This is a genomic window from Paenibacillus sp. CFBP13512 (assembly GCF_005233705.1).
GTDB classification, from domain to species: Bacteria; Bacillota; Bacilli; order Paenibacillales; family Paenibacillaceae; genus Saccharibacillus; species Saccharibacillus nuruki.
This window is the reverse complement of sequence record NZ_QGAD01000004.1, coordinates 212,393-235,754: the sequence shown is the minus strand read 5'-3', so window position 1 is coordinate 235,754 and position 23,362 is coordinate 212,393. Positions and strand designations below refer to the sequence as shown.

Annotated in this window: 21 protein-coding genes; 4 read left to right on the top strand and 17 right to left on the bottom strand. The window is 39.5% G+C overall.

Annotated features, from left to right (window positions below):
- Positions 1–257: 257 nt before the first annotated feature.
- The gene (locus PaeCFBP13512_RS07615; RefSeq protein WP_137222271.1) at positions 258–971 is read left to right on the top strand and encodes a DUF2161 domain-containing phosphodiesterase; all 714 of its coding nucleotides are present in this window, start codon (positions 258–260) and stop codon (positions 969–971) included.
- Here the strand turns inward: PaeCFBP13512_RS07615 and PaeCFBP13512_RS07610 are convergent.
- Entirely contained in the window at positions 962–2,191 is a 1,230-nt protein-coding gene (locus tag PaeCFBP13512_RS07610) for an aminotransferase-like domain-containing protein (protein ID WP_069326915.1), read from the bottom strand. The genes PaeCFBP13512_RS07615 and PaeCFBP13512_RS07610 overlap by 10 nt on opposite strands.
- A gap of 48 nt (positions 2,192–2,239) precedes the next feature.
- Complete coding sequence (locus tag PaeCFBP13512_RS07605; protein WP_137222269.1) at positions 2,240–2,959, bottom strand: response regulator transcription factor; 720 nt, start codon at positions 2,957–2,959, stop codon at positions 2,240–2,242.
- A 249-nt stretch (positions 2,960–3,208) separates the two neighbouring features.
- Between PaeCFBP13512_RS07605 and PaeCFBP13512_RS07600 the strand changes: the two genes are divergently transcribed.
- Together PaeCFBP13512_RS07600 and PaeCFBP13512_RS07595 are read left to right on the top strand one after the other, a co-directional pair.
- A complete protein-coding gene (locus tag PaeCFBP13512_RS07600) occupies positions 3,209–3,616 on the top strand; it encodes a hypothetical protein (RefSeq protein WP_069326913.1) in 408 nt (135 codons plus the stop codon).
- Positions 3,613–4,680, top strand: coding sequence for a phosphodiester glycosidase family protein (locus PaeCFBP13512_RS07595; RefSeq protein WP_137222267.1), 1,068 nt, complete (start codon positions 3,613–3,615; stop codon positions 4,678–4,680). The genes PaeCFBP13512_RS07600 and PaeCFBP13512_RS07595 overlap by 4 nt, the downstream gene beginning before the upstream one ends.
- Positions 4,681–4,836: 156 nt before the next feature.
- Here the strand turns inward: PaeCFBP13512_RS07595 and PaeCFBP13512_RS07590 are convergent, their stop codons facing one another.
- The 15 genes from PaeCFBP13512_RS07590 to PaeCFBP13512_RS07520 form a co-directional block, all read right to left on the bottom strand.
- Complete coding sequence (locus PaeCFBP13512_RS07590) at positions 4,837–5,091, bottom strand: AbrB/MazE/SpoVT family DNA-binding domain-containing protein (RefSeq protein ID WP_069326911.1); 255 nt, start codon at positions 5,089–5,091, stop codon at positions 4,837–4,839.
- A 195-nt stretch (positions 5,092–5,286) separates the two neighbouring features.
- Positions 5,287–5,751 carry a tRNA (uridine(34)/cytosine(34)/5-carboxymethylaminomethyluridine(34)-2'-O)-methyltransferase TrmL gene (gene trmL, locus PaeCFBP13512_RS07585; RefSeq protein WP_069326910.1) on the bottom strand — a complete coding sequence of 155 codons (465 nt, stop codon included), beginning with the start codon at positions 5,749–5,751 and terminating at the stop codon, positions 5,287–5,289.
- A 139-nt stretch (positions 5,752–5,890) separates the two neighbouring features.
- Positions 5,891–6,979, bottom strand: a complete 1,089-nt coding sequence (gene serC, locus PaeCFBP13512_RS07580; protein ID WP_137222265.1) for a 3-phosphoserine/phosphohydroxythreonine transaminase — start codon at positions 6,977–6,979, stop codon at positions 5,891–5,893.
- A gap of 359 nt (positions 6,980–7,338) precedes the next feature.
- Entirely contained in the window at positions 7,339–8,763 is a 1,425-nt protein-coding gene (gene glnA / locus PaeCFBP13512_RS07575) for a type I glutamate--ammonia ligase (RefSeq protein ID WP_069326908.1), read from the bottom strand.
- 385 nt (positions 8,764–9,148) lie between these two features.
- Complete coding sequence (aroF, locus tag PaeCFBP13512_RS07570; RefSeq protein ID WP_069326907.1) at positions 9,149–10,213, bottom strand: 3-deoxy-7-phosphoheptulonate synthase; 1,065 nt, start codon at positions 10,211–10,213, stop codon at positions 9,149–9,151.
- 290 nt (positions 10,214–10,503) lie between these two features.
- The gene (locus tag PaeCFBP13512_RS07565; RefSeq protein WP_069326906.1) at positions 10,504–11,478 is read right to left on the bottom strand and encodes a 4-hydroxy-3-methylbut-2-enyl diphosphate reductase; all 975 of its coding nucleotides are present in this window, start codon (positions 11,476–11,478) and stop codon (positions 10,504–10,506) included.
- A 142-nt stretch (positions 11,479–11,620) separates the two neighbouring features.
- Positions 11,621–13,132, bottom strand: coding sequence for a sensor histidine kinase (locus PaeCFBP13512_RS07560; protein WP_175425143.1), 1,512 nt, complete (start codon positions 13,130–13,132; stop codon positions 11,621–11,623).
- A 20-nt stretch (positions 13,133–13,152) separates the two neighbouring features.
- Positions 13,153–13,842: a response regulator transcription factor gene (locus PaeCFBP13512_RS07555; protein ID WP_069326905.1), complete on the bottom strand. Its 690-nt coding sequence runs from the start codon at positions 13,840–13,842 to the stop codon at positions 13,153–13,155.
- Positions 13,843–14,046: 204 nt separating this feature from the next.
- Positions 14,047–15,723 (bottom strand): S1C family serine protease, encoded by a 1,677-nt coding sequence (locus PaeCFBP13512_RS07550; RefSeq protein ID WP_069326904.1) that lies wholly within the window; start codon positions 15,721–15,723, stop codon positions 14,047–14,049.
- Positions 15,724–15,908: 185 nt separating this feature from the next.
- Positions 15,909–16,568 carry a response regulator gene (locus tag PaeCFBP13512_RS07545; protein ID WP_069326903.1) on the bottom strand — a complete coding sequence of 220 codons (660 nt, stop codon included), beginning with the start codon at positions 16,566–16,568 and terminating at the stop codon, positions 15,909–15,911.
- Positions 16,537–17,607 (bottom strand): sensor histidine kinase, encoded by a 1,071-nt coding sequence (locus PaeCFBP13512_RS07540; RefSeq protein ID WP_069326902.1) that lies wholly within the window; start codon positions 17,605–17,607, stop codon positions 16,537–16,539. Before PaeCFBP13512_RS07540 ends, PaeCFBP13512_RS07545 begins: the two co-directional genes overlap by 32 nt.
- A 3-nt stretch (positions 17,608–17,610) precedes the next feature.
- Positions 17,611–18,690 carry a cell wall-active antibiotics response protein LiaF gene (gene liaF, locus PaeCFBP13512_RS07535; protein ID WP_161594235.1) on the bottom strand — a complete coding sequence of 360 codons (1,080 nt, stop codon included), beginning with the start codon at positions 18,688–18,690 and terminating at the stop codon, positions 17,611–17,613.
- A gap of 188 nt (positions 18,691–18,878) precedes the next feature.
- Complete coding sequence (gene thrS, locus PaeCFBP13512_RS07530) at positions 18,879–20,819, bottom strand: threonine--tRNA ligase (protein WP_069326900.1); 1,941 nt, start codon at positions 20,817–20,819, stop codon at positions 18,879–18,881.
- Positions 20,820–21,253: 434 nt separating this feature from the next.
- Positions 21,254–21,799: a phosphodiesterase gene (gene yfcE, locus PaeCFBP13512_RS07525; protein ID WP_137222262.1), complete on the bottom strand. Its 546-nt coding sequence runs from the start codon at positions 21,797–21,799 to the stop codon at positions 21,254–21,256.
- 93 nt (positions 21,800–21,892) lie between these two features.
- Entirely contained in the window at positions 21,893–22,777 is an 885-nt protein-coding gene (locus PaeCFBP13512_RS07520; RefSeq protein ID WP_137222260.1) for a LysR family transcriptional regulator, read from the bottom strand.
- A gap of 117 nt (positions 22,778–22,894) precedes the next feature.
- Between PaeCFBP13512_RS07520 and PaeCFBP13512_RS07515 the strand changes: the two genes are divergently transcribed.
- A complete protein-coding gene (locus PaeCFBP13512_RS07515) occupies positions 22,895–23,236 on the top strand; it encodes an antibiotic biosynthesis monooxygenase family protein (RefSeq protein ID WP_069326897.1) in 342 nt (113 codons plus the stop codon).
- Positions 23,237–23,362: the final 126 nt, after the last annotated feature.

The following is a 23,362-nucleotide window of genomic DNA, read 5'->3' as shown; positions in this document are numbered from 1 at the left end:
TTTTGATTGATTATCAATCTCTATGATTTTATTCGTATCTTACCTTTTATTGTAAAAGATAGCTAATACCTAACATAAAATTTCATTCAAAATAGAGTACGCAATCACTAACTATTTTTATAACCTATTTCATCTTTTGTATTGTTTTTGTAGCGCTTCTATCTTGTGATCATCCTATGCTATACTGTCGAACATAAGACTCAACATCGTGCTATTTTATGGATAAAAGATGTACGTATTTAAAAGGAGAGAACATCGTGGCTGTACAACGAGAAACCGAACTTTATCTTCCAATCAAACAGTTCTTTACAGCTCAAGGATATGATATCAAAAGCGAAGTAAAGCATTGCGATCTGGTAGGTATACGAGAACAAGATCAGGAACCCCTGATTATCGAGATCAAAAAAACATTCAATATCGCTTTACTTCTACAAGGGATCGAACGACTGAAGCTTAGCTCCAATGTCTATCTGGCTGTTGAAAAAAATCGTGCCAAAAAAGGAGCGCACAATCAGCGTTGGAGTGAAATCACTGAATTGTGCCACCGATTGGGCTTAGGGTTAATTGTCGTGACTTTGTACAAAACAAAATCTCCCTTTGTCGAGATATTATGTAGTCCAGCGATATCTTCTAAGCCTGTTCGACCTGCTCGCCGTGGAAGTCGCAAACAAAGGTTGTTACAAGAAATTGCTGAACGAAGCGGAGATTACAATCTAGGTGGAAGTACAGGCACACCTCTGATAACCGCTTATCGTGAAAAAGCGCTGCGAATCGCTTCTGCTTTTGGTACCGACCTTTATCTATCACCACGGATATTGCGTGAGCGAAGCGGTGTCGGTACTACAGCAACGATAATGCAGCGCAATCATTATGGATGGTTTGAGCGGGTTGCTCGTGGTAGTTATCAATTAACTCCAGCCGGTAAGCTTGCTTTGGAACAATATGCGCATGTTGTCGAGAATCAGAAGTGACTTTGAGTTCTCATTTCAGCAATGCATTCAGAGATCAGATTCATGCCCAGTAATAACTCATCTCGTCCGGGATGGGTAAAGTTAAGACGAATCGCACTTTTACCTTCATCACTAGCATAACAACGGGCACCTGGTAAAAATGAAACGCCTTTGGTCATCGCTCTTGTTAACAGTTCTTCGCCATCTAACTGATCTGGCAATGCTGCCCACAAAAACATTCCGCCTGAAGGCACATCTACTTGGGTTCCATGCCAGTTAGGACGTTTGAGCAATTCAAGCATTAATTTGAGTCGAATCTCATACTCACGATTCAACATTGTAATATGATTATCCCAATTGAAGCGTGGCGATTGTAACAGACGTAACAAAATCGCCTGATTCATTGAGCTGGATTGCCAATCGGCGGTTTGCTTGGCAGCTGACATCACTTCGATCAATCGTGGATCTCCTGCTGCCCAACCTACCCGTAAAGCAGGTGCGATCGTTTTACTAAATGATCCGATATAAAGAACATGATTGCCTCCTTGCTCCCGATCCAATTGAAACAAGCTTGGATAACGACGGCGGAAAGAACGAACCGATTCCAATCCATAACGTAAGTCTCCGTATGAATCGTCTTCTGCGATCAACAATGTATATCGCTTACAAAGCTCTAGGATGGCTCGTCTACGCTCTAAGCTCCATACTCTTCCCGTAGGATTAGCGAAGCTTGGCGAAGCGCACAATAGCTTAGGACCATGTTCTACAATCAATCGTTCTAGATCTTCTGGAATCATACCTTCTTCATCACAATCCACATGAATCACATTTGCCCCTTGTAGACGAAGCACTTGCAGACAACCTGGTGAAGCCGGAGATTCAACCAATACTGTATCTTCCCGATCCACATAAATACGCACTAACAAATCTATCGTCTGCTGACTACCTGATGTTAACAAAATATCTTCAGGATCTACATTTAATTTCTGATCGATTTGCCAGCGGGTATTGAGCCAATTACGCAAAGCTAATGAACCAGCTGCTTCTCCATACTGAAGAACAAGCGGACCTGCTGAAAAAACAGCCCCTGCCGCCTCTCCTAATTGTGCCAATGGAAAAAGTTCTTCTGCTGGTAATTCTTCAGCGAGCGAAATCCATGATTCTCGGCGCTGTCTATTATCAATCGACCTGACTGAAAATGAAGGCATATTACTCACACTTGCTGCAAAAGAAAATTCCACCGCTCCAGCCTCCTGTACGATGCTTTTTCAAGATCATACACCTGAACTTTAATCGAGAGCAACCTCTTTTACTGGAACGATACTTTCAGGCGGTGTGATCATGTTGTTCATCGTTGCTATATTGAACGAAGCAGTATGCGAATATAACGTGTATTTTTCAATCGCTTGAGCGCGGCTGTTCACACCAAGTTTGTTATATATTTTGCGTAAATAGTTATCAACAGAACGTCGGCTCACACGGATCATATAAGCGATCTTATCGTATGTAAACCCTTGTGTAATTTGGATCATAATCGTGTGTTCGATTTTGGAAAGATCAAAATAACCATCGGTAGGAATTTCAGCAGGAATAGGAACTACTCCTTGATGAAGCCATGACAGAGGAATAACGGTTGATCCTTGACGTAGACTACTGATTAAATGCAACAATTGTGCAGGCGAAGATTCTTTAGATAACATGCCACTAGCACCCATACTCATTAATCCTGCAAATAAGGATAAATTATTATCGCTGGTCAACACGATCACATGGCTATCTCGACTCGCTTGTTTTACTTGGCGCAAATATAATTGAACCGATCCTTCAGGTAATGCATCATCTAGTAAAACAAGGTTAGGTTGAACACTAGCTACCAAATCGACGCCATCTTTTACAGAACTTGCAGTTCCGATAACACTCAAATGGGCTGTCTCTTCTAGTATCATTTTTGTTCCAAGCATCAGCGCCGGATGATTATCAATGATGATAACCTTCCAAATGTCCTCCATTTTGATACTTCCCCCTTTATAAAACGTTATTAGTTACTGATTATTAACTTATATCTTGATATCGGCATCTTTCGTTAGATTTTTAACGTTTTTTGGATATTTGTGGATGTTGTCTCATGCGAGAATTGGATAATAGAAGAATTAGATACGTAAAATTTAAAATTAGTTTTAGGAAGATAGACTAGCTATATTGGACATGTTAAAATGGATTTTGGTCAAAAATAAAAAGCTTTATAGAGGTGAATAAATATGCATTCTAAAGCAGAGTCTTCTTCCCGTACAACGATGCGACATCAGAACAACAAAGGGTCCTCTGCCAAATGGTTTCTGGTATTTTGGATATTGATTATAGCGCTGGGTGCAACGATCGCCTACTTATATAGCAATCATATGAAGCAACAGATGATCACATCGATCAAAGCTGATACAGAGCGACAGATTTCATTATTGCAAAGTGATTATGAAAGTCGATTAAATGAAATGTCTAAAGAAATGACCGCTTTGCAAAGTAAAGTGGATTCGTTTAACGAACTGCTTACTTTTACAAAAGATAATGCGAGCAGCAAAACCGATAACAGCAACAAATTGTACACTCAATTGAATGAAGTCCAAAAGCAACTCAATACTTTACAAAAGAAAATGGATTTATTGAAATGAGTATACGTGCCAAAAAAATCAATCGGTTATTGATGTTAGCGACAGCGCCTTTTGCCGGGTTATTAGTTATTATGTTGCTTCAATCCAATCAGGTAGCTGTTCCTTTGGATATCGAAAAGTATGCGCCAATCAATCATCTTAGCGATCAATCTCAACAAATTCTAACTCACCTGAAACAAGCTGAAAAAGTAGCTGTCCAGACTTCATCGTCTATTGAACGCACGACCAAGCTATACAATCAGACCACATCAACGATGTCTCATATTGTGCAGACTGCTTCTTCACAAGCCAGTAAGCCTGAACAAATTTACAATAAGCGGATCACTTCCAAATTAGGTGCAGCTTCTGAGAAAGTGAACAGTCAGCGCATCAATATTGAGCTGTATCGTCTAAATCCGGGCACATACAAAGCCTATGCTATGAAAATTAAGCTGAAAGAGCCTTCTGCGATGAATATGACCCTCGGTAAAGATTCATGGGGTGGCGCAGAAACGACCTTAACAGCAGTTCAGCGTTCAGGAGCTATTGCCGGGATCAATGCTGGCGGTTTTGCAGACGGTGGTGGCAAACGCTATCCTTTAAGTACAACAGTACTGAATGGCAAATATATCAATGGCTTTCAATCGACATTCAAAGACTTATTTTTTGTCGGTATGAATAAGACAGGGCAACTGATTGGCGGTAAATTTACAAGCAAAGCGAATCTGGATGCTTTAGATCCTTCGTTTGGTGCTTCTTTTGTTCCGGTATTGATTCAAAATGGCAAAAAGGTACCGATTCCTGCCAAATGGAAAGCTTCGCCTTTACGTGCACCCCGCACAGTTATTGGTAAATATAAAGACGATCAGATCATTGTAATCGTTGCAGATGGTTATAATGAAAATGGAAGTTCAGGCGCTACACTGGTTGAACTGCAAAATAAATTATACAAAATGGGTGTTGTGGATGCGTATAATCTGGATGGTGGCGGATCGACTTCACTGATTTTGAATGGACGGGTGATCAATCATCCTTCAGATGGGAATCTGCGTCCTGTACCTACACACTTTTTATTCTTCAAATAATGTGCTAACAAGTTAGTTCATCCACAAATACTATAAAGAACGACAAAAAAGAACCTTCCGGCACTATACAGTGCCGGAAGGTTCTTTTTGATTGCCCATTTTATAAAGAGACTACAAACAAGTTTCTTTTATCTAAAATGTCTTTTATTAATTAAATTAAGCATTTTTAGGAATTAAATTCATTTCTTCCATACATTGAGCACATACATAACGTTCTTTGAATTCGCCTACTTCTTCCATAGATCCACAGAAAACACATTTCGGGCGATATCTTTCCAAAATAATATGGTCGCCCTGTACCAAAATCTCTACAGGATCTCCTTCATTCATTTGGTATCTTTTACGCAACGACTTCGGTAATACGATTCTTCCAAGTTGATCGACTTTACGTACAACGCCTGCTGGTTTCATACTAATATACACCTCGCTAATATTTATACTTTGTGGATTAAAGTAGTGAAGACAATAAGTGATTATAAAATTTGGAATATCAGCTATATATTCACTATACTTTATTACTTTCATTTATTTCTCCACTTACTTCTTTAATCCTGCTAACTTTTATTAATTCTTACCAAAATTTTGATACAGAGTTATGAAATGCTATTAATCCAAATGCAAAAAGTTAAGCTGACGTAGCGCTTCATATACAACGATGGCTGCTGAATTCGAAAGATTCAACGAACGTACATCGTCTGACATCGGCAGACGCATAGCTGTATCTGCATTAGCTGCAATTAATTCAGGTGGTAATCCCTTTGTTTCTTTACCAAATACAAAAAAGTCACCGTCTTGAAATTGAAAATCAGTGTATCTATTTTTCACTTTGGTTGTTGCATAGAAGAAACGGTGATCCGAGTAGGTCTTTTGAACCTCTTCGAAAGAATCATGATATTCAACATTGACTGCATGCCAGTAATCGAGACCTGCTCTTTTCAGTGTAGAATCGTCCGTTTTGAAGCCTAAAGGACGTACAAGATGCAGATGCGTTCCTGTAGCTGCGCATGTTCTAGCAATATTGCCGGTGTTTGCCGGGATTTCAGGTTCAACGAGTACAATGTGTAGTGCCATAGGTTTATTTCCACCTTTTATATAGTTCTTTTTGATTATAACCGATTTCGGTAAAATGCGACAGCTTTTGACAAAAATAATTGGAAATTTTTTTTAAAAAAGCCTTCCCAGAGGGGAAGGCTGTCATTCCTTAGTACATTCAGCCATTTTTACTCTGAAATTCCTTCATAAATTCGACCAGAGCATTACAGCTTTCATAAGGAACAGCATTATAGATCGAAGCACGTAGACCACCTACGCTACGGTGACCTTTCAAACCAATAAATCCTGCTTCTTCCGAAGCTTTAACAAATGCTTTTTCCAATTCTTCTGATGCTAAACGGAATGTAACGTTCATGATCGAACGACTTTCAAGTTCAGCCGCCCCTTTGTAAAAACCATTACTGTTATCAATCGCATCATAGATTAGTGTTGCTTTTGCTTCATTTTCGCGCTGAATACCTTCAAGTCCGCCTTTTTCTTCAATCCATTTTAAGACTTCATTTACCATATATATCGAAAAAGCAGGCGGTGTATTGTATAGCGAATTATTTTTGGTATGCGTGCTGTAACGGAATATCGATGGAATATGCTTAGGAGATTCTGTAATTAATTCTTCTTTCGCAATAATTACGGTTACTCCTGATGGCCCTAGATTCTTCTGTGCGCCTGCATAGATCATATCGAATTTGCTCATATCCAATGGACGACTTAGAATATCACTCGACATATCTACTACTAAAGGAATATCTCCTGTATCCGGGAACTCTGTAAATTGTACGCCTTCAATCGTCTCATTCGAAGTCACATGCACATAAGCGGTATTTGCTGGCAGATCCAATTGAGATAGATCAGGAAGCTTCATATACTTATCTGCTTCTGAAGAAGCCACAACGGTTGTATCACCGACCAACTTCGCTTCGCTTAATGCTTTGCTTGCCCAACTGCCTGTAGCTACAAAACTTGCTGTTTGGCCTTCAGCTAATAGATTCATCGGAATCATAGCAAATTGAGTGCTAGCGCCTCCTTGTAAAAATAGTACCTTATAACCTTCCGGGTTGCCTAGTAAGGACAACAGACGATCCTGAGCTTCGCTATGTACCTTTTCATATACTGCGCCACGATGTGACATCTCCATAATAGACATTCCTGTATTTTGATAATCCACAAATTCTTTTTGTGCACGCTCTAATACTTCTAAAGGCAATGCAGCCGGTCCAGCATTAAAATTGTACGCTCTTTTTGTCATGTTGTTCTCCACCCTTTCAATTTCAACATTCCACTTTCATTTTGCGCTTATGGTGCCAAGCGCTGATGGTAAGATATTTTGCTTTGCAAAAATCACTTTTCCATTTTACGGGTCGCGCTTATGGTGCCAAGCGCTGGTATGTTAGGTTTGTGCTAAATGATTATCGCTATGATATCAGCTATTCTAGGGGTGATCAAGTGTCTTTTGTCACTTGAAATTGTGAGTTGAACCCAATTCTGTGAACAAACAGGAATGTAATCGTTTTATTTTTGAACTCATATAAAAATCCTCCGGAAAAGATGTTCCGGAGGATTTTGATTACATTATCTCTACGATCTACCTTTAGAAATAAGTAACAATTAGCAATCGTAGTACAAGCTGAATTCGTGTGGATGTACACGAATTGCAACGTCTTTCGCTTCTGCACGTTTGAATGAAATATAGTTTTGGATAAAGTCTTTTGTAAATACATCGCCTTCAAGCAAGAAGTCAAAGTCTTTTTCCAACTCATCCAAAGCTTCTTCCAATGATGCTGGAACACTACGGATACCTTCTTTTTCTTCTTCTGGCAATTCATAAATATTTTTGTCAAAAGGACCATATCCTAATTCACGAGGATCCATTTTTTTCTTGATACCATCAAGACCAGCCATCAACATTGCAGAGAACGCAAGGTAAGGATTAGCTGTAGAATCTGGTGTACGGAATTCGATACGACAACCTTTAGGTGTTACAGATGCAATAGGAATACGAACTGCTGCTGAACGGTTACCTTTCGAGAATACCAAGTTAACCGGTGCTTCATAACCAGGTACAAGACGTTTGAAAGAGTTAGTACTTGGGTTAGTCAATGCGATCAATGCTGGAGCATGGTACAAGATACCGCCCAAATAATGCAATGCCATTTCACTCAAGTTTGCGTAAGCACCTTTTTCGTAGAACAAAGGAGTATCACCATCGAAAATAGATTGGTGAACGTGCATACCGCTACCGTTATCACCGAACAAAGGTTTAGGCATAAACGTTGCTGTTTTGCCATATTGTTGTGCTGTGTTATGCACGATATATTTGTATTTCATTAAGTTATCAGCTGTTAATTTCAATGTGTCAAAACGGAAGTTAATCTCTGCTTGTCCAGCCGTAGCTACTTCATGGTGATGACGTTCAATGCGAAGTCCTGCTTCTTCAAGCAAACGACACATTTCGCTACGAATATCTTGTTGAGAATCGACAGGAGCTACTGGAACATATCCGCCTTTTTTACGGATTTTGAAACCAAGGTTACCGCCATCTTCTTTGCGGTTCGTGTTCCAGAATGCTTCGTTAGAATCAACGGAGTAAGAGGATACATTCACATCGCTTTGGTAGCGTACATCGTCAAAGATAAAGAACTCAGATTCAGGAGCAAAAAATGCTGCTGTTCCTACACCGCTTGTTTGCAGATATTCTTCAGCTTTCTCTGCAATACCACGCGGATCGCGTTCATAACGCTCGCCGTCCGGGGTGAAGATATTGCACATAATGTTCAACGTTGGATGAGCAGTAAAAGCGTCGATAAATACGGACTCCGGATCTGGCATCATAACCATATCAGACTCCTCAATACCGCGGAACCCAGGAATTGAAGAACCATCAAACGCAACACCATTTACAAAAGTATCCTCATCCACTTCACTAGCTGGCAATGAGATATGGTGAGCACGACCAGACAAATCCACGAAACGAAAATCAAACCACTCAATGTTGTTTTCTTGTGCAAGCTTCAATACGTTTTCTACCGCCATTTGTACTTTCCTCCCCAAATTTCCGAACATTACACTCTTTTTCGATGTCGAATGTTCATTCTCTCGATTTTTTTTCTGTCGTCATTATAAATCGTAAAACCTCACATCGTCAATAGCCTTTTTACATATCTCTAAAATTTATGTAAGATATGCTTACACTCATAGCTTACCAAAAAAGAAAACAGCTCGTCAATCCGTCAATTAAAAATCGGAATGAGTGAGCTGTTTTTTAAACCTTACATGATTTTCTAAATTAGCAGTATATTCCAGCAATACCTAACATGAAAATCAGGTATTTTATTTAAAAGCCATTTTTACTTTTATGCAGACGTATCCTTATTCAAATCAACTCATTTTTAAATAATATTCGGTTAATTTAAATATACTATACTTGCACAGAGGATTCAAAAAACGCCGCTGGTGCTTTAGCTGTAGCAAATGTTTTGCCCAAAAGCGGAGATAACTGTTCTAGCTCTCGCAATAATTTGGCAAATTGATCCGGAAATAAAGATTGAACACCATCACCAGTCATCGAGTTATCTGGATCGGTATGCATTTCGATAATCAGACCATCTGCACCTGCTGCTACTGAAGCTTTGGTCATAGGCTCTACCAGTTCACGACGGCCTGTACCATGACTTGGATCTGAAATCACAGGTAAGTGGCTCAATTGTTGTAAAACAGGAATAGCCGACAGATCAAGCGTGTTACGAGTGTATGTCTCAAACGTACGAATACCACGTTCACAGAGCATTACATTAGGATTACCACCTGCTAGAATGTATTCAGCCGCATTCAAAAATTCATCGTACGTCGAACTGAATCCACGTTTGAGCAATACAGGCTTCCGGCTTTCTCCTAATTTGCGCAACAAATCAAAGTTCTGCATATTACGAGTACCTACTTGCAAAATATCAGCGTATTGTCCGCAGATATCAACATACTCTGGCGTCATGACTTCTGTAATCGTCAGCAGTCCATGTTTCTTCCCTGCTTCTGCCATCATAATCAATCCTTCAACACCTACACCCTGGAAGCTATATGGTCCTGTACGAGGCTTAAATGCTCCCCCGCGTAATACCTGTCCACCTGCCGCTTTGACTAGACGAGCAATCTCATCAATCTGTTCTGCGGATTCCACTGCACAAGGACCACCCATAACGACGAGTTCTCCGCCACCAATCGATACATCTCCAATTTGGATAACTGTATTTTCAGGATGGAAGTCACGACTGGCTAATTTGTAGGATTTGGAAATTTTCATTACTTTGTCTACACCTTTCATCTGCTCTAAATGTTCCATTAATCGAGGCTCAGCTGTTCCAATAAGTCCGATTACAGTATGATCTGCTCCACGAGAAATGTGTGCTTGTAATCCTGCTTGTTCAATCACGTTGGTAATCTCTTTTACTTGCTCCTGCGGTGTTTGGTTCGATACGATAACGATCATATTTGATCTTCCTCTCATTGTGGGGTTGGTGATGATATACACCTAAATAGACAACTATATAAAATGACTGAAATATGAGATATTTATTTGTATTTTGCATCATCACTTAGACGCTTGTTCGCTTTTAAGCTTTTAATCACTAAAGTAAATATACAGCACTCTATAAGACATGTCAAGCAGTGTCATAGTACAAAATCTTGTACGCATAGTATAAAGAATAAAAAAATAAAAAGTGCCTTTCCCATCAAGGGTTAGGCACTTTTTGTATATCTATTCGTGGACAGTGTCCATCAGTGGCGGACAGGTTGATTGGTTGTTCTGCCTTTTTTCTCACGTACAGGTGGCAACAAACGTTTAGGATCTACGGTTCTTACCATTTCCCATGTGGATTCGTCATCGTTATCATACTTCTCTAAATAGTTAATCACTTCTTTGGTGATCGGAGTCGGCGTCGATGCACCTGCTGTAACAGCCACTCTACTTTTACCAATTAACCATTCACGTTTGAGCTCTGTAATATCAGAGATACGGTAAGCAGTAACGCCTGCGATTTCTTCAGATACCTGTGCTAAACGGTTAGAGTTATTACTACGTGGGTCACCTACAACGATTACAAGCTCTGCTTGGCCGGCTTGTTCAGCTACCGCTTCTTGACGAACCTGAGTCGCTAAGCAAATCTCATTGTGCACTTCTGCTCCCGGGAATTTCTCCAGAAGATTTTTCATAATCAAACGAATATCCCATTGGCTCATTGTGGTCTGATTGGTAATCACAATTTTGCCTGCTGGAATCTCTAAATGATCAATCTCTTCTTCTTTTTCAATCAAATGAACTTGATCCGGTGCAACACCAATCGCACCTTCAGGTTCAGGATGACCTTTTTTACCGATATAGATAATCTGATAACCTTCGCTTGCTTTATCACGGATCAGATCATGCGTACGTGTAACGTCAGGGCATGTCGCATCTACAGTAGTTAATCCTTTTTCACGAGCCAGACGGCGAACTTCAGGAGAAACGCCATGAGCGGTGAAAATTACTGTTCCACTTTCAACTTGCTCTAGAATTTCTACACGATTCGGTCCATCTAAAGTAATAATACCTTGATCTTCAAACGATTGAGTGACATGACTGTTATGCACAATCATACCGAGTATATAAATAGGCCGTGGTAAGTCAAGGTTCTTGGCAGCTTGCTGAGCAAGTACCATAGCATCTACTACACCATAACAATACCCACGCGGCGCAATCTTTACAATTTCCATGAAGGGGTACACCTGCTTTCTAGGGTTGGCTTAACTTGCAAAAGAAGCAATAGCAACTTCATTATAACCCATTTGATAGGGCACGGGAAAGGAAAGTAGCAAACACAGTCACAAAAAGCTACTATTGTTTGCTACCTGTTGTCTATTCTGGTTTTGGGGGATCAGGAATCTCGGTCTCAGGCTCTGCATCAAATACAGGTTCAGCTTTATTTTGGGCTGGTACAGCTGCCAGTGGAAGCCAGATCACAAAGGTTGTTCCTTTGCCTTTGGCGGTGACCACTTCTACAGAACCCGCATGCTCATCAATAATCCATTTGGCTATAGATAAGCCCAAACCTGTTCCCGGCGTTACTCCACGCGATTCATCTGCTCGATAGAATCGTTCAAAAATATGAGGCACTTCTTCTTGATCCATACCGATTCCGGTATCGCTGATTCGAATCCCGATCTGATTCTGATACAACACGGTATCTAGAGATACTGTACCCTCTTTGGTGTATTTAAAAGCATTTTCAATAAAAATAAACAACATTTGTTGCAAATAATCTTTGTTGCCATAAATATGATAGTCGTCTAAAGCCACAGTGTTCGCTGGTTGCCATGTTGCTTTGTGAGGAATAAACTGTGCACGTCTCATCACATCATCCAAAAGAGCGCCAGCAGGCAAGCTCTCCATCACGATTGTCTGCCCGGCATCAGCCCGAGCTAACGAAAGCATATCATTTACAAGGCGACTCATCCGTTTAGATTCATCTGCAATATCGTTAATCGACTCCATCGACAATTGCTTCAGACTTTCTTCATCTAAATGAGGAGCTTCATGAGGCTTTTTATTCCATGCTTTTTGCAACAAATCAACATTACCACGAATCGTAGTTAATGGAGTACGTAGCTCATGGGACGCATCAGATACAAACCGGCGCTGAGCAGCATAAGCTTCTGCCAAGTCTTTATAAAACACTTCGGTTCTGCCTAACATTCCATTTACCGTACTGATCAATTGACCAATCTCATCATGAGGTCCATCATAATCGATCCGTACACTTAAATCTTTTCCTTTTTGAATCTGACTTGCCGCATCAATAACCTTTTCAATCGGAGCCATCGATTTGCGCGCTAGAAATAGACCTAACGTAAATGCAATAAACAATGTCGCTAATGATCCTACAATCAACGTCACTCGCAGATCATCAAATAACTGACGAGCATCGGTCATATCTGCTGCAACCATTAAAACGCCCACCATTTTTGTTTGATTATCGATTTCATACGGTATACCACCATAAGCGACTAAGTACGTACGATCATTATATTGAATTTGCTTTAATTCGTTAGGTATTTTGTTAGAAGCAGGAGCTTGCAAAAAAGTACCGTTGATATTGTTGTTAATTCCATTGGTGTAATTTTTGAGCTTTACCCGAAACCCAGCGTCTGCCAAACGGTCATGATCTTTCGGTGATAAAAACACATCAATCTGCTCATTATTTACTTCGCTCACTATAATCTGTGTTTTGCTAATCTGATCCACCAGACGATTCTGTAAATCTTGATACGTATTGAAATACACAAATCCATAAATCGCTATACTAAAAAGCATTAAAGTCACTGCCAGTATCCCCGAGTACCATACCGTCAGCCTTAAGCGTATTGACATACTGTCAGCTCCCTCATTCTCTAGCTGTTATTTCGTAAAATATAGCCGGCACCACGAATCGTCTGAATCAGACGTATGCCACCATGCTCTTCTGTTTTCTGACGAAGCATAGCAATATAAACTTCTAGCACGTTTGATTCTCCGCTATAGTCATAACCCCAAATTTTATCCATAATCAAATCTCTCGACAGCACACGTTTTGGATTTTGCATAAATAAATGAAGTAATTCAAATTCTTTAGCCGTTAATTCTAGACGTTTTCCATCTCGAGTCACTTCACGAGCATCTGGATCAATCGTTAAATCTTCAAAAGCAAGACGTGTGCTCGTAGAAGCTTCTGATTCAGGTTTGCGTCGTAACAATGCTCTTACCCGTGCTAACATTTCTTCTAATGCAAATGGTTTGACCAAATAATCGTCTGCGCCAGCATCTAGCCCTTTGACACGATTTTCTACTTCGTCTTTCGCTGTCAACATCAAAATAGGCACAGAACTGCCTGCTTCTCGTACACGACGACACACTTCAAATCCATCGACTTGTGGCATCATAACATCCAATACCATCAAAGCCGGATCATTTTCTAACATTTGTTTTAAACCTTCTGCTCCATTAGAAGCGGTCAACACTTCATATCCTTCAAAAGCTAATCCACGACGTAACATAGAAATAATTTTTTCATCGTCATCAATAATTAAAATAGTTGCTCTCATCGGTCTTACCCCTTTACTATGTCTTTTTGATCTAACATAATTATCGTTATTTCTTCTATTGTAACAATGAATACTTATTTGTCGATACAGTCATAAGAAAGGCGGAAAGGTATGCCCTTTCCGCCTTTCTGTATAACATATGATCTTTTGGAATCCATCATAGTTCAAGATGAAGTTAATACCTATTTACAAAGTCATACCTGATTATTGACCTGTACCTCCGCCACCTGCACCAGGAGAAGTCGTATCAAAGTCATTACGATTACCGATCGTTACTTTAAGATCCATCGTTTTACCATTACGAATAACGTTTAGGGTTGCAGAATCGCCCACTTTTAGTTTTTGGATAGCTGCTACTAAGTCCTGACTATTCGTATATTTAGTTCCATTGATTCCTGTAATTACATCATATGAACGAAGATCCGCTTGATAAGCAGGAGATCTATACAATACTTCAGTTACTACAGAACCTTCAGTCGTATCAATACCCAACTGTTTGGATACTTCAGATGTTAATGACATCAGAGAAGCACCGATAAATGGAACTGGAGTGGTAGGGATTTTTTCACCTTTTTTCAATTGATCCACTACATTTAAGATCACATTAGAAGGGATAGCAAATCCAATACCTTGAGCATCTTCACTTACTGCTGTATTCATACCAATTACTTGTCCATTCATATTCAGAAGCGGACCACCCGAGTTACCAGGGTTAATCGAAGCATCGGTTTGTAACAAATGAGTATAATCTGTAGATTGTCCATTCGAAGCATCAGATGCTGTAATTGTACGTTCTTTCGCACTAAGTACACCTGCTGTTACAGTATGGTCAAATCCTTGAGGGTTACCAATCGCAACTAACCAGCTTCCGACAGATACGTTGTCAGAGTTACCTAGCGTTACAGAAGGGAATGTTTCTCCAGATTTTGGTTCGATTTTGAGTACAGCAAGGTCAAGATCTGTACTTTTACCCATCAATTTAGCTTCATATGGTGTTTTGTTGTTTTCAAGCGTAACTTGAATCACGTCAGCTTCTCCAACCACATGAGCATTAGTTAGGATATATCCAGATTTATCGAAAATAAAGCCAGATCCAATACCTAGCGGAGTTAGAGAACCTGATGAACCGCCAGATCCACCACTACCTTCTCCACCGTTGCTACCGCCTTCACTTCCTCCTCCGCCTTGATCACCGAAGAAGAAACGATAGGCTGGATCATTATAAGGATTGGTTCCGCCGCTATTGGAGCCTGCTTTGGATAAAGTCTCGATTTTGACAACAGCTGGACTTGCGCTTTTCGCTACTTCAGCTACATCTGCTGATCCCGCAGGCAATGCTGCTTGAGTCACCGAATTATCGGTTGTCACTGCTGAAGCAGGAGCAACATTAGTTGTCGTTGTTGATTCCGATTCTGGAGTGAACAAATTAGCACGATCTGCTCCAAACATACCTGCTGTCATAATCAACATACCTGCTAATATAGAAGCAACTACTGTTTTGGCAGAAGTCTTAGGTTTGTTATATTGAAATTGATTAGGCTTGCGATTGCCATTATTATCATCTGAATGATTGCCATTCAAATAATCAATATGGTCTGTACGTGGTGGTTGAGCCGAGTTCGGTGGATAAACTGGACGAACAGGTTGCGGTGGAGTCATTTCCACTTTGCGTGCTTCCTGTACAGGTTCTTGACGAACATCTTCAGCGTCCTTATCTTTATTCAACGATTGAAAAGGACCATACGAATAATAATGTGATGATTGTTCAGATGAAGCATTATTTGTTTCATTTGAGTCATTGGTATTGCCGTTTGCTGTATCATTGTTTTGGCCATCAGGATTGAAGCCATTATTCAAATCATTTTTGTTCTTTTCGTCCATTGAAGTCAACCTCCCAAGGTTCCCATGATATTAAAATAACCGGATGTGTTATTTGCTACATCCTTATATTCGCTTATTAACCTTAATCTCACCTTAAAAACAATTAAAAAGAAAATAAATCCTAGATGAGTAAGTTAATATATCATGATCACAGGGAATTGGCTTCATATTGTATGTGTGTGAACTTAATGCTGACTAACCCAACCTTTACGATGAGCATAGATAGCCAGTTGTGTACGATCGTCTAATTCGCATTTCATCAATAGATTACTGACATGCGTTTTGACGGTTTTGATACTTATATGTAATTCTTCAGCGATTTCTTTATTACTCATTCCTTCAGCAATCAACATTAACACTTCACGTTCACGAACAGTCAATTGAGAAGCTTCATTTTGTACAGTGCTGCGTTGACGGATTCCTCTAGTAAGGGCTTGAGAAATATCACCGGTCATCACAGGCATACCACGGCTTGCTCCTTGTAGCGCATAGATCAACTCTTCTGCCGATACAGTTTTCAAAATATAACTAACTGCACCTGCTTCAATCGCTTCTACAACTAACTCATCTTCTAAAAAGCTAGTCAAGATCACAATCTTCATCTGTGGATAATTCTGCAATACCAATCTGGTGGCTTCTACTCCATTCATAACAGGCATCATCATATCCATCAAAATCAGATCAGGCATCTCGCTAACTGTACTTTTTTCCAGCAGATCAAGTACCTCTCTACCATTAGCCGCCTCTGCAATAATATGAAATTGATCTTCTAACATCAGATATGTTTTGAGACCCATCCGTACCATATCATGATCATCCGCTAATAGAATTTTTATTTTCTCCATTATGATTCTCCTCTTCTTCATGGATATCAAATTTGGGAATATGGATACGTATTGTCGTACCTGCCCCTGGTCGACTGATCACTTCAGCTTGTCCACCTAATTTCTCAGCCCGTTCTGACATAATCGTTAATCCATAAGAACCTTGCTTATGCATAGAGCTGTTGAACCCTTTGCCATCATCACTAATATGTAGAGCAACATGATGACGATCTTCTTGTAACGATAGACTTACAATCGTAGCATCTGCATGTTTGATAATATTAGCAAGCGCTTCCTGTACAATAAGAAAAAGCTGACGTTCTTTTGCTTCCGTCAGTTGCCCTGTTAATTCAATATCTTGTATTCCTTTAAGCCCATTATGGCGACAATAATCGGGAAACCAGAATTCTAAGGCTTCTGCTAATGAGCGCCCTTCAAGTTCTAGCGGTCGAAGCTGTGTAATCAGTGCTCTCATCTGCTTCTGAGCAAGCTGTGACATTTGAATAACCTGATCCATTACAAGCTTGGCTTGTTGTTCATTCTTTTCTAACATCTTAGGTAAAGATGAAGCCGACATATGAATCGCAAATAATTGTTGACTCACTGAATCATGTAGATCACGAGCCATGCGTCGTCTTTCTTCCAATACGGCTCGCTCGGTTTCGATCGCCCGTTCCATCACTTCTTTTTCACCTAGTTGTTGCAAAATACGCATTTTCCGTTCTACCGTACTCATCATTGTATTGAATTGTTCATGCACTCGGTTAAAGGATTCATCTTCTGTAGGGTCCATCCGTACACTGAAATTTCCTTTGCCGACTTGAGCCATTTTCAAATGTACATAATCAATTCGACGCTGAACGCGTTGCCCGGCTACATAACCTGCTGCCATACAAATCAAAATAATCCCTGCAATATAATAATACCAGACGTAGGGCACACTAAGTACAATGTACCCTTGTCTGATGGCTAGAAAAATAATAATAACGGTCAGCAATCCACCTGTTGTAAAAAAGCCGATTAATTCCCATTTGATATTTTTAAACCACTTTGTCCTCATCCATTAACCCACCCGACTAATCTGAATATCACCGATAAAAGCATTAACGACAAGTTCTATTTGTTTGCCTGCTTCTTCATATTCTATCGTTGCACCATCCATATGACTCATCATACCTTCACGCTCACGTCCAAGAATATTCATATCGCCAATAAACGAATTGCCTTGTGCTTTGATGCCTACTTCGATTCCACTTGGAATATAGACTTTAACATCACCAATAAAAGCAGAAATTTCGATACGAGTCACGCCATAAGCTATTTGTGCTTTGGTTAAGTCTAACATGGTATCACCAATAAAATGAGAAATATTCATCGGTTTAAGTTCAAAATAATCTTTACCAATATGCACATCACCGATAAAGCCTGATTTGTTTTCTACCGAAGGATCAGAGCCATGATCGTAATCGTAACCACATTTTCTACGATGATGTTTTTTCCATTCATGACGATGCTGTTTCCATTGTTCACGGTGTCCATCTTTATTTTTTCGACAAGAACGCATATCTTCTTTATTTAAATTTACTTTTGTCTGAAAAGGTTGTTGTGGCATCTCATAAGGAGAACGCTGTGATGGAGATTGAAAAGGGACATGTTCTACAAATTCTTTATGATCTGTTGTAGGAACTTTTTTGCCTTTACGTTCCATTTCTTGTTCAAACCAGTCATCTAAAGGAGACGCAGGCGGTGGTGGCGGTGGCACATCATATAGCTCATCAGGTGACGGTTGTTTAGACGATTTCTTCTTCGGTTGATGTCGATTAAAGATCAAATACAATCCGCCTAATACCAGAATCATAGGCATCATCATTTTGACCGCATCTATTAACGAGTAATCGATCCAACCGATATTTCTGCTTAAAAAGTAAATACCTAAGATGGTCATAATCCAGCCGCCGATATCACGTTTACATTTGAATAATAATTCGTTTAATCCTATTTCTAATAAGATCAACGGCCATAGTAATGAAATCACATCGCCGATGCCCCAATCGATCAAATTCATTCGATTTAACATAAATACGACGCCAATTCCGATTAAGCCTATACCCCAGAATGTTTTGCGGAATAAATGTCTATTCATTATCATTCCTCGCTTTCTCTACTTCTATATATGTAGTGTACTCATAATTGGAATAGAACAATAGTGGCATCAGAATGAACTTCATCTCCGTCTATAGGCGGAGAAAAACCCTAACCAGTGAATAATCACTGAATTAGGGCTAGTGTAACAGGTTATGAATGATAACAGAATAGCAATTGATAATTTATTTAAAAAATAGTACGATCTGCGATTTGATCACGTAACATCTTGATTGTTTCTTCTACGGACATCATACCGATATCGCCTTCGCCACGTTTACGAACAGAAACAGAATCTGCATTCATTTCGTTCTCGCCGACAACGAACATGTACGGAATTTTTTCAAGCTGTGCTTCACGAATTTTGTAACCTAATTTCTCGTTACGTAGATCGGATTCTACAGTTACTCCACTACGACGAAGATTCTCTTCCACTTTGCGTGCATATTCTTCAAATGCACCGGATACTGGAATCACTTTAGCTTGTACAGGAGCCAACCATAATGGCAATGCACCGACAAAGTTTTCTAACAAGAAGGCTGTGAAACGTTCCATTGTACCCAAAATACCACGGTGAATAACAACTGGACGATGTTTCAATCCATCTTCTCCGATATATTCAAGTTCAAAACGCTCTGGCAACAAGAAGTCTAATTGTACAGTCGACAATGTTTCTTCTTTACCCAATGCTGTACGAATCTGTACATCTAATTTGGGACCATAAAATGCAGCTTCGCCTTCTGCTTCATAGAAAGGCATATCTAGACCTTCTACAACTTCACGTAACATACGTTGCGAATTTTCCCACATTTCATCGTTAGGGAAATATTTCTCTGTATCCGCAGGATCACGATAAGATAGACGGAAACGGTAATCAGTAATACCAAAGTCTTTGTATACTTCCATAATCAATTCAATCACACGTGCAAATTCTTGCTTGATCTGATCAGGACGAACAAATAAGTGAGCATCATTTAGTGTCATCGCACGTACACGATGTAGACCTGTTAATGCGCCTGACATTTCATAACGATGTTGCATACCCAATTCAGCAATACGAATCGGTAGATCACGGTAACTACGCAGATCACTCTTATACACCATCATATGATGCGGACAGTTCATCGGACGAAGAACCAATTCTTCATTATCCAATACCATTTTCGGGAACATATCTTCTTGATAATGCTCCCAGTGACCGGAAGTTTTGTACAAATCTACATTACCCAGTACTGGTGTGTACACATGGCTGTAACCCAATTTCTCTTCCAAATCAACGATATAACGCTCCAGTGTACGACGCAATTTCGCTCCATTAGGCAACCAGATCGGTAGACCTTGACCTACAAGCGGAGAAAATGTAAATACTTGTAGTTCTTTACCCAATTTGCGGTGATCCCGTTTTTTGGCTTCTTCTAAGAAATGAAGATGTTGTTCTAGTTCTGGCTTTTTATTAAATGCTGTTCCGTAGATACGTTGTAACATTTTGTTTTTGCTATCTCCACGCCAGTAAGCACCTGCTACACTTAGCAATTTAAATACTTTTAATTTAGAAGTTGATGGTACGTGTGGTCCACGACATAAATCGAAAAATTCACCTTGATCATAAATCGTAATTACACTGTCTTCTGGCAATGCTTCGATCAATTCAATTTTGTACGGATCTTCAAGCTCACGGAAAATGTTAAGTGCTTCTTCACGACTGACTTCACGACGTGTAATTGGAAGATTTTCAGAAACGATACGTTCCATTTCTTTTTCGATTTTTTGTAGATCTTCTGGATTCAAAGGATGTTCCAAGTCCATATCATAATAGAACCCATCTTCAATCACAGGACCAATGCCTAATTTCACTTCATTTTGCCCAAATAAACGCTTCACCGCTTGTGCCAATAAATGCGCTGTACTGTGACGAATCACTTCTACGCCTTCTGCGCTATCTGGAGTCACGATCTCTACTAATGCTTTGTCATGTAACGGTGTATTTAAGTCAACAACGATACCGTCCAATTTACCTGCCACTGCACTTTTGAATAAACTTTTACTGATGGAATTGGCTACATCGCCAATAGTACTACCTGCCTCATACTCACGAACAGAACCGTCCGGTAAGCTAATTTGAATCGCCATGTTATTTCCTCCTTGAAAGTATAGATCTATTGATCAATCTGCATGCACATGTATTAACTGTCTTTATTCGTAATATTTACAATTAAAAACAGCAAAAAGCACCCATCCCGCAAGGGACGAGTGCTTTGTATATGTACCCGTGGTTCCACCCTGATTCGATCTGCTATCAGAATAATTTTCTTGATACAGACCCTTCATTCGACATCTGATAACGGGGATGATCCGATAAAATATAATACCGAAATGAACCATAGATTCGGATTCAACTTTATAGCTCTAAAGGGGTAAGATTATAGCTGTCACAGGAAGGAATTACAGCATACTACTTTCCTTCTCTCTGTACAGGACGATCACTATAACTCATATCTTTATCGATGCTTTTTGAATTTAGATCATACATTGCTTCATCATTATAAAAGTGTATCGGTCAAGCGTCAAGAGAATGAGATTGATTTGATCATATTGTCCTCAAAGTCTTTGACTGTAAATGTACCATGCTCAAGAGTAGCATATGAATTAGGGTAGTCTTCTTTGGGCAAAGCAACCGAACCTGGATTGAGCACATAAATATGATTTTGCAGATCTGCTACAGGCACATGAGTATGCCCTTGCATAAATACATCCCCTGGTTGTAACAAAGGTAGATTATCAATACTATATCCATGACCATGGGTCACATAGATCCGCATTCCTTCATGATACAACATGATATAGTCTGCCATCATCGGGAATTCAAGCAACATCTGATCCACTTCAGAATCACAATTCCCTCTGACACCGATAATTTTATTTTTATATAAATTCAATGTATTGGCAACTTCAGATGGATTATACTCTTCTGGCAATGGATTACGAGGGCCGTGATACATATAATCACCTAAAAAAATCAACTGATCCGGTTGTTCAACCTCAGCTTTTTCGAGTACGCGTCTTAACCAGTGTAACGATCCATGTATATCAGAAATAAACATTAATTTCATAACTTTAAGAGCTCCTTCACTGATGTTCTATTATATAGCTACTTCAAAACGTGCTTATATATTATAACACTAATTGCATGCCAACCCTATTATCTACCTAATAGCTTTGATCTGGAGCGCTGATTGAATACATTCGCTAAACTTCTGAGCCGCAGGAGACAAATTGGTAAAAGAAGTTGCCGCTATACCGATTGTTCGATAATGCTCTCCTGCTAGTGGTCTTAGACATAAGTCATGCGTATACATCGAATCCAACATCATTTTCGGTAAAATGCTAACACCCAGACCATGCTTGACCATCGCCATAATAGCATGATCATCTTCTAGACGGTATTTGATAGAAGGTTGTAAATGGGCTTGTTTCCAAATCGCCTGCACATCTGTATCGCATCCTGCAATCGGCATAATAAAAGGCTCTTGTACAAGTTGCTCAAGTTCAATATGATCATAAGCTTCTAAAGGATGATGAGCAGATAACACGCATAACATCTGATCTTGATACAATGTTATCGATTGAAGCGTTGAAGCAACAGGCAAATGGACAAATCCCAAATCAGCCTGTCCATCTATAATCCAATTCTCGATCTCATCATAATTACCATCCAATAATTGAATATCAATAGCAGGATATTGTTCTTGAAACTGTTGCATGATCTGAGGCAACCATTGAATAGATACACTTGAAAAGGTACCAAGGGTCACTGTGCCTGTCTCTAATCCTTTGATCGCATCGACTTCTACTAATAACTGATCATTAACTTGCAAAAGTTCTTTGATCTTTTTTAATATCCGTTCTCCACTATCCGTCAAACGAATTCCTGACCGATTACGGATCAACAACGTTAATCCCAGTTCACTTTCTAAGCTTGAGATGGCATGACTTACCGCAGACTGAGTAAGATTAAGCGTCAGCGCTGTTTTCGTTAAACTACCCAATGCTACAACAGTATTAAAAATCTGATATTTATGAAGATTCATGATTTAATCACCTTATACTTGAATTTTTTTCATACTTATTATTATAAACATTCATTATATTTATGTTAATACGCTATGTATAATCAATACAAGATCATGAGCGAAGGAGATTTGGATATGAGTGCATCATTAAGCAATGTGGAGTTACCTTATTATGCTGTGATTTTTACCAGTCAACGTACTATAGGAGATCAAGGATATGGGCAAATGGCTGATCAAATGGAGTCACTAGGTCAAGACCAAACTGGATTCTTAGGAATTGAAAGCTATCGTAAATCTTCAGGTGCAGGTGTGACTATTTCTTATTGGAAAACGCTAGAAGATATTCGTCAGTGGAAAAGTAACCCTGTTCATCAAATCGCTCAAGATCGAGGAAAAGCAAAATGGTATCAATCGTACTCGGTCAAAGTATGTAAAGTAGAACGTGCATATGATTTTGAACATGAAGATATAGAGTAGATTTTAAAGTCTATCTACCATACATCGTTGTTTCTTTTTAATATATGAAAGTTCTCTAAACATCCTGTATTTCTATTTTTCTCAAAACATCTCGCTAACGATCTAAAAGTACAAAAATATGTACTA

Coding starts and splice junctions, on each gene's coding strand:
- aroF (WP_069326907.1), bottom strand. CDS start 10,213: ATGATCGTTATCGTATCGAACCAAACACCGCAGGAGCAAGTAAAAGAG.
- PaeCFBP13512_RS07560 (WP_175425143.1), bottom strand. CDS start 13,132: ATGTCAATACGCTTAAGGCTGACGGTATGGTACTCGGGGATACTGGCA.
- PaeCFBP13512_RS07600 (WP_069326913.1), top strand. CDS start 3,209: ATGCATTCTAAAGCAGAGTCTTCTTCCCGTACAACGATGCGACATCAG.
- PaeCFBP13512_RS07550 (WP_069326904.1), bottom strand. CDS start 15,723: ATGGACGAAAAGAACAAAAATGATTTGAATAATGGCTTCAATCCTGAT.
- PaeCFBP13512_RS07605 (WP_137222269.1), bottom strand. CDS start 2,959: ATGGAGGACATTTGGAAGGTTATCATCATTGATAATCATCCGGCGCTG.
- PaeCFBP13512_RS07540 (WP_069326902.1), bottom strand. CDS start 17,607: ATGAGGACAAAGTGGTTTAAAAATATCAAATGGGAATTAATCGGCTTT.
- PaeCFBP13512_RS07590 (WP_069326911.1), bottom strand. CDS start 5,091: ATGAAACCAGCAGGCGTTGTACGTAAAGTCGATCAACTTGGAAGAATC.
- PaeCFBP13512_RS07520 (WP_137222260.1), bottom strand. CDS start 22,777: ATGAATCTTCATAAATATCAGATTTTTAATACTGTTGTAGCATTGGGT.
- liaF (WP_161594235.1), bottom strand. CDS start 18,690: ATGAATAGACATTTATTCCGCAAAACATTCTGGGGTATAGGCTTAATC.
- serC (WP_137222265.1), bottom strand. CDS start 6,979: ATGACAAAAAGAGCGTACAATTTTAATGCTGGACCGGCTGCATTGCCT.
- PaeCFBP13512_RS07515 (WP_069326897.1), top strand. CDS start 22,895: ATGAGTGCATCATTAAGCAATGTGGAGTTACCTTATTATGCTGTGATT.
- PaeCFBP13512_RS07565 (WP_069326906.1), bottom strand. CDS start 11,478: ATGGAAATTGTAAAGATTGCGCCGCGTGGGTATTGTTATGGTGTAGTA.
- trmL (WP_069326910.1), bottom strand. CDS start 5,751: ATGGCACTACACATTGTACTCGTTGAACCTGAAATCCCGGCAAACACC.
- PaeCFBP13512_RS07595 (WP_137222267.1), top strand. CDS start 3,613: ATGAGTATACGTGCCAAAAAAATCAATCGGTTATTGATGTTAGCGACA.
- PaeCFBP13512_RS07555 (WP_069326905.1), bottom strand. CDS start 13,842: ATGAGAGCAACTATTTTAATTATTGATGACGATGAAAAAATTATTTCT.
- glnA (WP_069326908.1), bottom strand. CDS start 8,763: ATGGCGGTAGAAAACGTATTGAAGCTTGCACAAGAAAACAACATTGAG.
- thrS (WP_069326900.1), bottom strand. CDS start 20,819: ATGGCGATTCAAATTAGCTTACCGGACGGTTCTGTTCGTGAGTATGAG.
- yfcE (WP_137222262.1), bottom strand. CDS start 21,799: ATGAAATTAATGTTTATTTCTGATATACATGGATCGTTACACTGGTTA.
- PaeCFBP13512_RS07545 (WP_069326903.1), bottom strand. CDS start 16,568: ATGGAGAAAATAAAAATTCTATTAGCGGATGATCATGATATGGTACGG.